The 13,489-nt window shown below is 39.5% G+C and carries 12 protein-coding genes; 11 read left to right on the forward strand and 1 reads right to left on the reverse strand.

Annotated features, from left to right (window positions below):
• Nucleotides 1-22 precede the first annotated feature (22 nt).
• From LX64_RS02265 to LX64_RS02285, 5 genes are all read left to right on the forward strand, one after another.
• Nucleotides 23-859 carry an energy transducer TonB gene (locus LX64_RS02265; RefSeq protein ID WP_111595973.1) on the forward strand — a complete coding sequence of 279 codons (837 nt, stop codon included), beginning with the start codon at nt 23-25 and terminating at the stop codon, nt 857-859.
• A gap of 93 nt (nt 860-952) precedes the next feature.
• Complete coding sequence (gene mnmE, locus LX64_RS02270; RefSeq protein WP_111595974.1) at nt 953-2,341, forward strand: tRNA uridine-5-carboxymethylaminomethyl(34) synthesis GTPase MnmE; 1,389 nt, start codon at nt 953-955, stop codon at nt 2,339-2,341.
• A gap of 342 nt (nt 2,342-2,683) precedes the next feature.
• The gene (locus tag LX64_RS02275) at nt 2,684-3,133 is read left to right on the forward strand and encodes a MarR family winged helix-turn-helix transcriptional regulator (RefSeq protein WP_111595975.1); all 450 of its coding nucleotides are present in this window, start codon (nt 2,684-2,686) and stop codon (nt 3,131-3,133) included.
• Between the two features lie 6 nt (nt 3,134-3,139).
• Nucleotides 3,140-3,583 carry an NAD(+)--rifampin ADP-ribosyltransferase gene (arr, locus tag LX64_RS02280; protein ID WP_111595976.1) on the forward strand — a complete coding sequence of 148 codons (444 nt, stop codon included), beginning with the start codon at nt 3,140-3,142 and terminating at the stop codon, nt 3,581-3,583.
• Between the two features lie 193 nt (nt 3,584-3,776).
• Nucleotides 3,777-4,211: a hypothetical protein gene (locus tag LX64_RS02285; protein ID WP_111595977.1), complete on the forward strand. Its 435-nt coding sequence runs from the start codon at nt 3,777-3,779 to the stop codon at nt 4,209-4,211.
• 94 nt (nt 4,212-4,305) lie between these two features.
• Here LX64_RS02285 and LX64_RS02290 read toward each other — a convergent pair whose 3' ends face one another.
• Nucleotides 4,306-5,364: an SDR family oxidoreductase gene (locus LX64_RS02290; protein WP_111595978.1), complete on the reverse strand. Its 1,059-nt coding sequence runs from the start codon at nt 5,362-5,364 to the stop codon at nt 4,306-4,308.
• A gap of 113 nt (nt 5,365-5,477) precedes the next feature.
• On the opposite strand from LX64_RS02290, the gene LX64_RS02295 reads away from it, so the two are divergent.
• The 6 genes from LX64_RS02295 (at nt 5,478) to LX64_RS25920 (ending at nt 13,313) form a co-directional block, all read left to right on the forward strand.
• Nucleotides 5,478-6,266, forward strand: a complete 789-nt coding sequence (locus LX64_RS02295; protein ID WP_111595979.1) for an AraC family transcriptional regulator — start codon at nt 5,478-5,480, stop codon at nt 6,264-6,266.
• A 119-nt stretch (nt 6,267-6,385) separates the two neighbouring features.
• Nucleotides 6,386-6,754 carry a hypothetical protein gene (locus tag LX64_RS02300; protein ID WP_111595980.1) on the forward strand — a complete coding sequence of 123 codons (369 nt, stop codon included), beginning with the start codon at nt 6,386-6,388 and terminating at the stop codon, nt 6,752-6,754.
• 111 nt (nt 6,755-6,865) lie between these two features.
• Nucleotides 6,866-8,263 (forward strand): TolC family protein, encoded by a 1,398-nt coding sequence (locus tag LX64_RS02305; protein ID WP_111595981.1) that lies wholly within the window; start codon nt 6,866-6,868, stop codon nt 8,261-8,263.
• A 7-nt stretch (nt 8,264-8,270) separates the two neighbouring features.
• Entirely contained in the window at nt 8,271-11,513 is a 3,243-nt protein-coding gene (locus LX64_RS02310) for an efflux RND transporter permease subunit (protein ID WP_111595982.1), read from the forward strand.
• Nucleotides 11,514-11,523: 10 nt separating this feature from the next.
• Nucleotides 11,524-12,603, forward strand: a complete 1,080-nt coding sequence (locus LX64_RS02315) for an efflux RND transporter periplasmic adaptor subunit (protein WP_111595983.1) — start codon at nt 11,524-11,526, stop codon at nt 12,601-12,603.
• A gap of 428 nt (nt 12,604-13,031) precedes the next feature.
• Nucleotides 13,032-13,313: an SH3 domain-containing protein gene (locus LX64_RS25920; RefSeq protein WP_158538503.1), complete on the forward strand. Its 282-nt coding sequence runs from the start codon at nt 13,032-13,034 to the stop codon at nt 13,311-13,313.
• Nucleotides 13,314-13,489 lie beyond the last annotated feature (176 nt).

Raw genomic sequence — 13,489 nt, forward strand, 5'->3', positions numbered from 1 at the left:
TCCATCAATAAATTTTTAAACAATGGATTCAGCTAAAATATTAAAATCCGATTTTCTTGACATCCTGTTTGACGGCAGGAACAAAGAATACGGCGCTTATGACTTGCGTAAGCAATACAATAAGCGTGTGCGGAATTCCATCATCGCGACTGCTTCTTTAGCAGTATTGATCATCGGCGGCTACGTGATTTCAAAATCATTGAAAGCTAATGAAGATACTACGAAGAGCAAACCAGTGATCGAGGATATTAAGCTTGAGGACGTGAAAATGCCGGATGATCCAAAAACTCCTCCGCCACCACCACCTCCACCAGCGCCACCGCCACCAGTAAAACCGACGGTACAATTTACCCCGCCGGTGATTAAAAAAGATAACGAGGTGCCACCTGAAGAGGAACCACCAAAGATCGAAGAAATCAAGGATAAAGCGGTAAGTACTAAAACTGTAGAAGGTGATCCTAACGGTATCGATCCAGGATTATTGAGCGACAGTAAAGGTACTGGTGTAGTAGAAGCTCCACCACCACCACCGAAAGAGGAAATTTTCACTTTCGTAGAAAATCCTCCAACCTTCCCAGGCGGTGAAGATGCATTGAACAAGTTCCTTCAAAAGAACGTTCGCTATCCTCACATGGCCTCTGAAAACGGAATTTCTGGTACAGTGTTCGTAACATTCGTAGTAGATTCTGAAGGTAAAATTAAGGACGTGAAGACTGTAGGTGCCGCTAAAGGCGGTGGCCTAGAGGAAGAAGCAGTAAGGGTTGTTAGAAGCATGCCTAACTGGAAACCGGGTAAACAGAACGGTCGTTCTGTATCGGTTCAATTCAACCTTCCGATCCGCTTTACTTTGCAAGAGTAGTAATACTTTCGTAACTTTACATAATTCCTCACCATCGAACATGGTGAGGAATTTTTTTTTACCCAATTTTGTGAAGGATTTAAACCAGCGTATATGTTAGGAAAATTAGCGAACCATGATGAAACAATTGTAGCACTTGCCACCGCTCCCGGCGTAGGTGCCATTGCTGTTATCAGGCTCAGTGGAAAAGAGGCGATTGATATTACCAACAAAGTATTCCCCGCTAAAGACCTACACCAGCAAAAAGGATATACCCTTCATTTCGGAGGACTTGTACACCCACACACCAAGGCTATTATTGATGAAGTAGTGGTGAGTTTGTATAAAGGCCCCCGTTCTTATACGGGCGAGGATACAACAGAAATCTCTTGCCACGGTTCCCCGTACATTCAACAACAAATTATTGATGCTTGCATCCTAGCAGGTGCCCGCATGGCTAAGCCCGGGGAATTTACCCAAAGGGCTTTCTTGAATGGTAAACTCGACCTCACACAAGCCGAATCAGTAGCCGATTTGATTGCTAGTAACTCTGCCGCTTCTCATCAAACGGCCATGCAGCAAATGCGGGGTGGTTTTTCACGCGAATTGCACCAGTTACGGGATGAATTAATAAAGTTTTCGGCTTTAATAGAATTGGAGCTGGATTTTAGCCAAGAAGACGTGGCATTTGCCGATAGAACGCAATTGTACGAACTGGTAACCCAAGCCAACAAAAACGTACAGCACCTAATCGATTCTTTCCGCATGGGGAATGTGATCAAAAACGGTGTAAATACAGCGATTGTGGGTAAACCCAATGCCGGGAAATCCACTTTGCTCAATACCCTCCTCAACGAGAACCGCGCCATTGTAAGCGAAATCGCCGGTACTACCCGCGACACCATCGAAGAAGTGTTGAATATCGAAGGCATTTTATTCCGCTTGATCGATACCGCCGGTATCCGCGAAAGTAATGATACCATCGAGAGTATTGGGGTGCAAAAGTCACTCGAGAAAATGCGCAATGCAGGCGTGGTAATTTACCTATTCGATGCCAATGAACTAACCGTAGAAGAACTGGAAACCCAAGTAGCCCAGTTCCAAGCAGAAAATATTAACTACATCTTGGTTGCCAATAAAATTGATGTACAAGGAGAAGTAGCCCTTCGCAACAAGTTCTCCGCCTACCCTGGCATCATTTATATTTCCGCCAAGAACCACGATCACATCCAACAAGTAAAAGATCAACTGGTAGCCGAAGTAATGGGTGGTACCATCAACACAGAAGATACCATCGTAACCAATGCCCGCCACTATGCAGCCCTGAAAGAAGTACTCCGTTCATTAGAAGATGTGCGTAACGGGATGGACAACCAATTACCAGGCGATTTGCTGGCTTTGGATATCAGGCACTGTTTACACTACCTAGGCGAAATTACCGGCGAAGTAACCAATGAGGATAGGCTTGATTGGATATTCTCGAAGTTTTGTATTGGGAAGTAAACATCTCAAATAACAACAGAAAAATGGATAAATGCACCCAAAGGGCTGTCAGCATGCGTTTTACCGTATCGACAACCCTTGTGCTTCTATTTTTTACTCAAAGTTTCGATAAGTATGTTCATGATCTGACCTCTTTAATTTCCTCGTGCGTTTGTAAGTAATTTGGTAACAAATTCACCGCAAGACAACTCTAACAAGGCTTTTGCAGCCTAAGCTTGACACAGGCTGCAAAATTCCTATTCTAACGACCCAAAGTCTCTAATATTTTTTAGCTCATTAATTGATTATTGTAAGCATAATTTTATCTTTGTCGTCAAGATACTTTTAAATAAAGATAAATAAATGAAGGACATTCAAGTTTCAGAAATCAGGAAGCTCGGACAGAAATACGCTTATAATTCAATCGAAATGCACTCCACAATAGCAAAAAAAGCCGGATTTTCTGGAACAGATCACAAATACTTGGGTTTTTTCCTTCAAAAAGGTAAGCTAACCCCGGGAGAGCTGGCAGAATTAACAGGACTGACCACAGGATCCGTCACTGCACTAATAGATAGATTTGAGAAGAAAGGCTTAGTGAAAAGAGAGCATGATTCAATTGACAGGCGAAAAGTTTTCATCATACCAGAAAGCGAAAAAATTATGGACCTTATGACACCTTATTACCAAGATTTTCAAAATGAAACAGATAAAATAATAGCTTCCTTTTCTAGTTCAGAACGAGAAGTCATAAAAAACTATTTAACTAAAGCACTTCAATTGACAGAGAAGACTATTGATAAACTAAAATAATTAAGTATGTCACAAAAAGATAAAATACCTTATGGAGTATCAACAATACATACTCCATTTGCTCAAGTCTATTTACATGGAACCAAGGCCGACCTAATGATTGGAGAATTACTCCTACCTGGATATAATTCTAATTTTGGTAAACAAGACAAAGCTAAATATATCTATTTCACTGCTACTCTTGACCCTGCTGTATGGGGAGCAGAATTGGCTGGTGGAGATAAAAAACAACGAATTTACCTGGTAGAGCCAACTGGGCCAATTGAAGATGACCCCAATCTCACAAATCAAAAGTATAAGGGTAATGCTTCTATGTCTTATCGTTCTATGCATCCACTTAAGATTGTAGGGGAAGTAACTATATGGGATAGTCATAAACCAGAACAAATAAAATTCATGAAAGAAGAAATTGCAAAACTAGAAGCTCAAGGAATTGGGATAATAGAATAAATTATAAGCAATAAATGCAATTAAAATTCTTCTAAACTGCAAGTAAAAGTGGTAAATAGTTACAGATGTAAATATGTAAAATTGTCTATTTATTCCTTGATGCTGTTTAAATATTTGATTATCATATTTATTTTGGTTTTTGTATCGTGAAGTAAATACAATCGCTTTATTCATTTAAATCTTTCAGGTAATTATGTTTAATGAATTAGATAAGTATACATATGCTGATCATTTTTTTTATAAAATAAATGATAATTTAAGTCAAGTTTGTAATGCTCCAATTGATAAAAGTGGTGTTTATGTTATTTACGCTTTGAAAGATGGAAAAATAGAACTCGTTTATATCGGGCATGCTGGAGAAATTAAATCAGATGGGTCCTTTTTAATTGGAAAGTCTGATCTTGGTGGTTTGAAAGATCGGCTTGTAAATGGTAGTCAATTTGGTAGTCCGCGTCACAAATCATGGAATCAACAAATGTCGGCAGAAGGAATTATAGCATTAGACGTTTATTGGTATGTAACGCATAATGAAGATTACATCGACAACCCCTTAGCCGTAGAGAATAAACTCTTATCAATATACCGGGAAATCTATGGAGAATTACCTCGATGGAATAGTAAAGATTAAGTTTTACTAACATTCAGTGTTGTGTCTTACTAGTGTACTTTGTAAGCGCTTGGGAAAAGGGATTTTCTTGAACCCCCAAGTCTCAATATTTTACTTACGGTATCACTTTCCGCGCCCTCAAGGTATCAAACAATTGGTAAAACATTTCCTCCGTATCAACATACTCATGAAACCCCAATCGCCGAGCTTTACTGCCATCGGCAAAGAAGTCGTAATCCCAAGAAAATACAAAGTCAGCAAATCCCCAATTCGCTAATATTCCATAATCATGCGCTGCTAATCCATGTTTCTCTTGCATACTTTGCCACAAGGCTCCTTTATCGGCCATGATGGTTTCTAGATGCATAGGTAAAGATGGGGCAACTGTTAAGCCAAAATAAGCCGCTATTTTGGGCCAAAGGTCATTCCAGCGGAATAAGTCTCCATTGGTGATATTGAAGGCCTGGTTGGCGGCTGTAGGGGTCGTGGCGGCCCATATCGTGGCTTTGGCTAGGAGGCCGGCATCGGTCATTTCCATGAGTTTGTCGTAGGCGCCGGGTTTGCCGGGGAAGCGTAAGGGCAAGCCTAGTTCTTTTGAAATGGAGGCATATACGGCTATGTTTAAAGCGAGGTTCATGGGGTTGCCCAAGGCAGTGCCTCCTACAACGGAAGGCCTGATGGCTGACCAAGTCCACGGTTTGCCTTTTTGTTGGGCCATGAGATATGCTTGTTGGTCGACATTGAATTCTGGAGGCATATGGCCTGCATCACTTTCTTTGGCGGGTGTTTTAAAGGGGCCGAGATGGGCGCCATATACTTTGTAACCTTGCATGAGGCTGATGTGTTGTAAGTTTTGCGCAATGGGTTCGATGGCGCTTACAACGTTTACTAGCATACTTAGGTTTGGTGGCACCAGCTCGGCCCATGTTGGGCGGTCTTGGTATGCTGAATAAAAGATATGGGTGACTTGCGTAAGGTGTGATAGTTTGGTTTTACTATCTGTTTCATCCAATAAATCAACTGCAATATGTTGAAGGTTGGGTTGTGGCGCGCCACCTTTACGTGAAAGCCCAATCACTTGCCAATTGCCGAGGGATAGTAAATGTTCGATTAAATTGGTACCGATCACGCCATTGGCACCCACTACTAGGGCTGTATTGTTAGAAGTATTCATAAAAGAAATTTGAAATGAAGGCCTACCATGCAAGCCGTTTGAACAATACAAAGGTGGTGTATGTCTATCGGTAGTATTGGTATAATTCCGATAAGATTTTGTAACTTTCTTACATGAAGCGTTATCATCAATACCAGCCATTATTGGTATCAGATTTTGAAATGAAGGAGTGGCGGCATCCCGAGCATAACCATAATCACTATGAACTCATTTACATCAAAAAGGGAAAGGGTACGCATGTAATCAACCAAATAACCCAACCATATAAGGCAGGAGGTCTCTATTTATTAGGCCCTGAAGACAAACATTATTTCGAGATTCAAATCCCTACTCATTTTATATACTTAAAGTTTACAGATCCTTATCGATATAAGCATCTCAGTGGAGATATGCGTAACTGGCAGCATTTGGAGTATCTCATTAAAAGCCGTGAAACCCATATTTCAGGCTTCTCATTATCGCGCGAAGATCAACAAATCGCTGCCCGTTTATTCGAAGTAGTAGCCGCCTTAAAAGCTGATGTAAGTTATAACGAACAGCTTATTTGGATGCAACTCTTGTCGATCGCTACCATCTTACAACGCAATATGCCTGAGTTAATGGCTATCCCCCAACGTAGCAAAGACATGCAAGCCTTGTTCTGTTATCTTCATAAAAATATCTATCACCCAGAAAATCTACGCGCACCCATTATCGCCGCCCAGTTTAATATGACGGCCGACTATATAGGCCCATATTTTAAACGCAATACAGGTACCACGTTACGCGATTATATACAGGATTACCGCAAAACACTCATTACTCAACGCCTTGCCAGCAAGCAGTATAGCTTAAAAGAAATAGCAGCGGAGTTTGGACTAACGGATGAAAGTCATGTGAAGAAAATAATATCATCCACTTAGCCTTTTTATAATTGCCACCCAAATGACCAACTTCAGGTTTATTTTCCGCTTATAAAGTTTAAAGATCACTTGTTATAAGTAGGTTAGGAACTAAGTATTTTTTTTGTAAACTTAGCAAGATGTTGAAGATTGGAGCAGAACGATCCCTCATATTTAAAGCATTACTGGGCTGGATATACCTGTCCTTTTTCTGCGTACAACTACATTTCAAATATGTAGTAGCCTTCGATGCTATTAATCGTACTTCACATGTTATTTCCGTTGAAAAGAAGAGTGGTCATACACAAGTTGGGCAGGCTAAGAACACACAAGTAAAAATAGTTCTAAACAAGCGTTACCAACCCGAGGCGGTTTATACACTGCCGGTAAGTCTTGTGCCTACTCCAATTTATCATCCTTCCAATTTTGCTTATCAAGTAGAAGTAGGTTCATTTTGCTACGCTAATTTCACTTTACAACTTTCTCTTCGAGGTCCTCCAGCCTGCTAACCTATTTACAACAAATTTTGAATTGTATATCTGCTCTTATGGAGAGGAGATATATCAGCATGTGTTTGCCTATAAGGCATTGTAATAAATCGAATAAAACTGTTTATAGATATGATAGTTGTAAAACTAATCAGACTTTGTTTGATTGGTGCATTGATACCATTACCGTTACTTGCGCAGCAGCAAGTTAAACCTCCATTAGATTTATCAGCATTACTTATGAAGGTAAATGAGCATGCTCCCTCATTAATGGTCGACGAATCGGCCATTCGAATAAAAGAAGCACAAGAAGAAGCATCCCGGTTTAATTGGCTTCCTTCTCTTAAACTTAATTACCAAGCTGATATAGGCACAAACAACAATTTACCTGGCGGGTATTTCGCAAATGGAATTGTTCCCGGTAATTCACGCGTAAGAGAAGAGGAGAATACCAGTACAATTTTAACTGATCTCGGGATTGCTGCATTTGATTGGGAAATCTACAATTTTGGAAAATACAATGCACAAAGAAATGTAGCGAAATCCGAAACAGCATTAGAAAAAGCCCGCTATGAGCAAGCGAAATTTGAATTACAAGTACTCGCATTAAACGGTTACCTACAACTAATACGATTACTGGAACAAAGAACCATTCAATTACAGAACATCGCAAGAAATGTGGAAATCCGTCGCTCCATACAATCCCTAGCTGTGAGTGGGGTGAAGGCCGGTGTTGATACAAGTATAGCTGAAGCGGAACTATCCCGCTCGCGACTCGATTTAATGGAATTAGATAATCAAGCTAAAAAGTTGCAATTGCAATTATCTTCTATTACGGGGATGCAGCCAGCTGATATAATGCCAGATACTACATTACCAGGCAAAATGTACAGCAAGTTTATTCTGCCGATGATAAATGACAATGATACAATAATAGAAAATCATCCGCTTCTTCAAGTTTACAAGTCATTAGAAACTAACAGCCAATACCGGGAGGAACAAGTACGGAAGAACTACAATCCTAAACTGATGTTACAAGCAGCATATTGGGGACGAGGTTCCAGTGTAAGTGCAAAAGATGAATTCCGTTCGCTGTCAAAAGGTTTCGGGTTTGAACGTAGTAACTATTTAGTTGGGTTGGGGCTTACGTTTAACATATTCGACCTAAAAAGGCGCCAGTTAGAAGTAAGTATTCAACAGCAACAAACATATTACGCAAAGAAAAAAATCGAAGAACAACAAGTCGCCTTAACAATGCTTAATGACCAGGCGGATGTAGAGCTAGAAACAGCGCGAGAGCGATTAATGGAAATGCCTCACCAATTAGATGCTGCCAATGCTGCTTACCGGCAAAAATTTTCGCTCTATAAAAATGGTTTAACAAATATCGTGGAGCTAAATGCTGCCCAAACAATGTTATACCGGGCCGAAACTAGCTACACAAATGCCCGGTATGCTTACTGCAAAGCTATGTTCCAAAAAGCTTTTGCAACTAACCAATTACAAGCCTTGATTAATTTGTTAAAGTGATCGCCTTATGTCAATTATAGTATCTTCTTTAAAACGACCGATTACAGTGATGGTCATCACTTTCAGCCTATTGCTTTTTTCAATCATGGCTGCCATGCGAATCCCGGTGGATATTTTTCCCAAATTAAATATGCCTACTATTTATGTAATAGAATCGTACGGTGGTATGTCGGCACAACAAATGGAAGGGTTCTTTTCAACTAGGTTGCAAGACCAATTCTTGTATGTGAATGGAATTAAAAGCATTACTACCAAGAATATCCAAGGGCTAACGATGTTGAAACTGAATTTTTATGAAAATACAGATATGGCTGAAGCATCTGCACAGGTGGCATTGCAGGTGAATAGAGCTATGAAATTTTTTCCACCAGGGGCCTTACCTCCACAAGTAGTAAGATTTGATGCATCCTCTTTACCGGTTGGACAATTAGTAATTTCTGGGGAAACGCGCAGTTTAAAGGAAATTTACGATTTAGCTGCCACACGCATACGGCCAGCTTTTTCAACCGTTGCGGGCTTATCGGCACCACCTCCATTCGGTGCTAACTCGCGCGCGATAACTGTAAACGTAGATCCAGCTAAACTTAGGAGTTATAACCTTACACCAGATGAAGTAGTAACCGCTTTGGCGAAGTTTAATGTGATGTCTCCTTCAGGAAATTTACGACTCAACAATACAATGTACTTAACAACCATCAATACATTAGTGAAAGAGGTGGATGAGTTTGGAGATATTCCTATTACTACGAATAGCGGGGCACCTGTAAGAATTAAGGATGTAGCCCGTGTGGCGGATGCCGCAGATATTACTGTCGATTATGCATTAATCAACGGGAAACGATCTGTGTATATACCTGTAGTTAAAACTGCAGATGCTTCAACTTGGCAAGTTGTACAAGATTTGAAATCCAAATTGCCGGATATGCAAAGTTTATTACCTGCCGATGTAAAAATTTCTTACGAGTTTGACCAATCTGTATTTGTAAGCAATGCTGTTAAAAGTCTAATAACAGAAGGTGCATTAGGTGCTTTGTTAACCGGGCTAATGGTACTCTTGTTTCTTAGAGATTTACGAAGTAGCCTTATTGTAGTTATCACCATTCCAGTATCTATATTGATTGGGTTATTGTTAATGAAGCTGTTTGGGCAAACGTTGAATATAATGACATTAAGTGGATTAGCCCTTGCTATTGGTATTTTAGTAGACCAGGCTACAGTTACCATCGAGAATATTCACCAGCATTTGGAAATGGGAAAAAATAAAAGACAAGCCATCTTTGATGCATGTAAAGAAGTTGCCTTCCCCTTGTTGTTAATATTACTGTGCATTTTAGCTGTATTTGCTCCATCTTTTTTAATGACGGGTGTTCCTAAAGCAATGTTCTTACCATTATCACTAGCGATTGGGCTGACCATGATTGTTTCCTATGTTGCTGCTTTAACGCTTGTGCCTATTCTTTCTAATTGGTTAATTAAAGAAGAAAAATACCAACATTATGAACATGGAAAATTACATGCTCATGCAGGACAAGTGTTAGATGAAGTAGAGCTTGAACAGGTGGATAATCATTTGAAAGAAGAGCAAAAGGAAGCTGATAAGAACGATTTTTTTGAGCGTATGAAACTAAAGTACATGCGGTCGCTCCATAGAAATATGCTGCGTAGTAAATGGTTAATTGCTTTGTATCTCTTAATAGTAATTGGTTTTACAGGATGGGCATTTGTTTATATAGGAAAAGATATGATGCCGAAAATAAATAATGGTCAATTTCAAATGCGTATTAAAGAACCTGATGGTACAAGGTTGGAACGTACAGAAGAAAAAGTAAGGAAAGTTTTACAAATTATTGATACCACTGTTGACCATCATGTGGCTATCAGTTCAGCCTATGTTGGATTAATTCCCAGCAGTTATGGCACAAGTAACCTGTATGTTTTTAACACCGGTACACATGAAGCCGTATTACAAGTAAATCTTGACGAAGATTATAAGGTAAATATGGATGAATTAAAAGATGTCTTAAGAAAGAATATCGCGCATAATTTACCTGGCTTGCGTATCAGTTTTGAACCAATTGATATGACGGAGAAAATCATGAGTCAAGGTGCAGCAACTCCTATTGAAGTGCGTGTATTAGGGAAAGACATGGACGAGGTTCGTGGATATGCCACTAAACTTGTAAGTAAACTTAAGCAAGTCGACTTTTTACGAGATGTACAAATTGCTCAACCCTTAGAGTTTCCAGTAGTATCAATTAGTATTGACCGTTTAAAGGCAGCTCAATTCGGTTTGAATGTACAGGATATTGCTAGGTCTGTAACCGCTAGTACTACATCGAGTCGTTTTACGGAAAAGAACCAGTGGCTTGATGAAGAGAAGGCCTATACTTACCAAGTTCAAGTACAAATCCCCGAATATGTGATGAATACGATGGATGAACTAAAAGAGATTCCATTGGTGAAGGGTAAGAATAGCCCAACTTTGGGTGATATTGCAGATTTTAAAATTACACGTGTACCGGGCGAATATGATCGTAGTGGCCCTCGTCGTTTTTTAACGGTAAGTGCCAATATTTATAAAAAGGATTTGGGACGTGCCACAGATGCTGTTAATGAAGCATTAAACTCGTTGGGGCCTGTGCCTCGTGGCATGAAAACAGAGGTAAAAGGCATGAGTAGTTTATTATCTGAGACATTGACGAGTTTGCAATATGGGTTGTTATTTGCTATCGTGGTGATATTTCTACTACTAGCAGCTAATTTTCAATCTCTTAAACTCGCACTATCAGTGTTATGTACTATTCCAGCTGTAATTGCCGGTTCCTTAGGATTGTTATTGATCACAGGGGCAACATTGAACTTACAATCTTACATGGGCATGATTATGTCGACCGGGGTGTCGGTTGCAAATGCGATCTTAATCGTTACAAATGCTGAATATCTGCGCATGGAGTATAAAGATGCATATAAAGCAGCCATCACAGCGGCTAGTATCCGTTTGCGACCTATTTTAATGACGAGTTTTGCTATGATAGCCGGTATGATACCTATGGCATCTGGGATGGGAGAAGCAGGTGAGCAATCGGCCCCATTGGGTTGTGCTGTTATTGGAGGATTGTTTGCTTCAACGATAGCAGCTTTATTTATCCTACCACATGTATTTGCCCGGTTACAACATTCAGCCCGTCATACTTCACTTTCGTTAATGCCTTCATCCAAGAAAACATCCAAACTTCATCTACAACTTTAAACAAGTACTCATGAAAAATACAATCATAATCACGCTTTTAATTGCATTGTGTGCATGTAATGCAAAACAAAAGCCCATAGACCTAACAGACGGCCAGCATGCAAATAATACAAAATATGAAATAGGATCAGTTGCTGAAAAGCCGTTAGCAGGTTATATTAAACTACCTGGGCTGCTTCGACCTTTCGAAGAAGTAAATATCTATGGAAAGGTAAATGGCTTTGTGAAAGAAGTGCTCGTTGATAGAGGTTCTTCTGTAAGAAAAGGGCAGGTATTGGTTACAATAGAAGCACCTGAAATGGAATCCCAATTACAAGCAATTAGCTCGAAATTTGTACAGGCGCAAGAGAATGCTTCGGCAAGTAAAGAGAAATATCGCCGTTTAAAAGAAGCTGCCAAAGAGCAAGGGGCTGTAGCACCATTGGAGTTAGACAATGCATTATCAAGAATGAGGAGCGATGATGCTATCGTATTGGTTGAGAAATCTAACGTGGATGCCATGAATAATATGAGAGGCTACTTAACTATTACTTCCCCGTTTAATGGGATGATTGTTCAAAGAAACATAAGTGCAGGAGCTTTGGTAGGGCCGGGTAGTAAAGGAAATGATGTGCCTATGTTAGTATTACAGTATCTTGAAAAGTTAAGGTTAGAAGTGTTTATCCCGGAAGCATATGTCGACAAAGTAAACCTTGAAAGCCCTGTGAGCTTTGTATTCAATGCATTGCCGGGTAGTGAACGTACTGCACATATTAGTAGAAGCGCAAATGCTTTAACTAGTATGCGTTCAGAAGCTGTTGAAATAGACATTCATAATAAAGATTTGCAATTGAAACCTGGTATGTATGCAGAAGTAAAAATCCCGTTGCTATCTGCTGCTCGTTCATTATTAGTTCCAGAAAATGCTTTAATTCGTTCAACTGAACGTCAATATATAATCAAAGTAATGGAAGGGAAAGCTCATTTCGTAGATATTCGGGAAGGCCTGAAATCAAATGACTCAATAGAAGTTTTCGGTGATTTACAGAAAGGAGACGCTATCCTCCTCCATGCATCAGATGAGATAAAAGAAGGTGCTACGATTAAATAATAATAGTCGAATGGGAGGTGTTAGCTTGCCTATATCTCCCATTTTATAATCTCCAACGAATTTTCCTCGTATTTCGCCCCTTATACATATTTACATCCATTCATTAGTTGCCAGTTTATCCCTTACATACGGGTTCCCATAAATTGTATAAACTAGTTAAAGCTATTTTTATCATATAGATGTTTTATATTTCTTGTATAAATGCTATTCATGAACCCTTATTCCTAATTTTTATGCATCCTAAAACCCTTTTGTTATTCATTCTCCCAATTATATTAGGAACACACTCCATTGCAAATGTTTATAACGAATGTTGTGGGAAATGTACCGGCTCGAGTAATTGTACTGCCTGCAAAAATTGTAGGTATTGCAAACATTGTAATAGTGGCGGTAGCTGTGGTGCTTGTAGTAGCGGATATGAAAATAAAGTGGAAAATAAAAAGAATGAAGTTTCAAAATCCACTCCTCCTAGTACACTCATCATTAAACCAGACGTTAACCCGAAAAGCTTACTTTACTATGTAAACACACAATTCGCCCAAGTAAGATCAGGCCCCGGTTCAACCTATAAGGTTATTGATAAAATTCCTTACAAAACAAAAGTACAAGTAATTTCTATCCCTAATGGCGACTGGTACGAAGTAAAGTATACTGCCAGTGATAAAAGTGTAAAGCAAGGTTTTGTTCTAAGGGAAAGTTTGGCGAAGTAAGCATGTGGTAACTTAAAATGACAATTATTATTGAACGTATTTTGTAGCCATAAGTAATCTTAATGTTAACAATAGTTTTGACAAATTAAATGTGGTAGTTGTATGCATTTGCATCACTACCACATTTTTCATTTAATACACCCTTCCCGCAAATATCCCCCAAACCCGCACGAATT

The organism is Chitinophaga skermanii (assembly GCF_003259335.1).
In the GTDB taxonomy this organism is placed as follows: Bacteria; Bacteroidota; Bacteroidia; order Chitinophagales; family Chitinophagaceae; genus Chitinophaga; species Chitinophaga skermanii.

Excerpts from the sequence above, each read along its gene's own strand:
- LX64_RS02265 (WP_111595973.1), top strand. The coding sequence starts at position 23 with ATGGATTCAGCTAAAATATTAAAATCCGATTTTCTTGACATCCTGTTT.
- mnmE (WP_111595974.1), top strand. The coding sequence starts at position 953 with ATGTTAGGAAAATTAGCGAACCATGATGAAACAATTGTAGCACTTGCC.
- LX64_RS02275 (WP_111595975.1), top strand. The coding sequence starts at position 2,684 with ATGAAGGACATTCAAGTTTCAGAAATCAGGAAGCTCGGACAGAAATAC.
- arr (WP_111595976.1), top strand. The coding sequence starts at position 3,140 with ATGTCACAAAAAGATAAAATACCTTATGGAGTATCAACAATACATACT.
- LX64_RS02285 (WP_111595977.1), top strand. The coding sequence starts at position 3,777 with ATGTTTAATGAATTAGATAAGTATACATATGCTGATCATTTTTTTTAT.
- LX64_RS02290 (WP_111595978.1), bottom strand. The coding sequence starts at position 5,364 with ATGAATACTTCTAACAATACAGCCCTAGTAGTGGGTGCCAATGGCGTG.
- LX64_RS02295 (WP_111595979.1), top strand. The coding sequence starts at position 5,478 with ATGAAGCGTTATCATCAATACCAGCCATTATTGGTATCAGATTTTGAA.
- LX64_RS02300 (WP_111595980.1), top strand. The coding sequence starts at position 6,386 with ATGTTGAAGATTGGAGCAGAACGATCCCTCATATTTAAAGCATTACTG.
- LX64_RS02305 (WP_111595981.1), top strand. The coding sequence starts at position 6,866 with ATGATAGTTGTAAAACTAATCAGACTTTGTTTGATTGGTGCATTGATA.
- LX64_RS02310 (WP_111595982.1), top strand. The coding sequence starts at position 8,271 with ATGTCAATTATAGTATCTTCTTTAAAACGACCGATTACAGTGATGGTC.
- LX64_RS02315 (WP_111595983.1), top strand. The coding sequence starts at position 11,524 with ATGAAAAATACAATCATAATCACGCTTTTAATTGCATTGTGTGCATGT.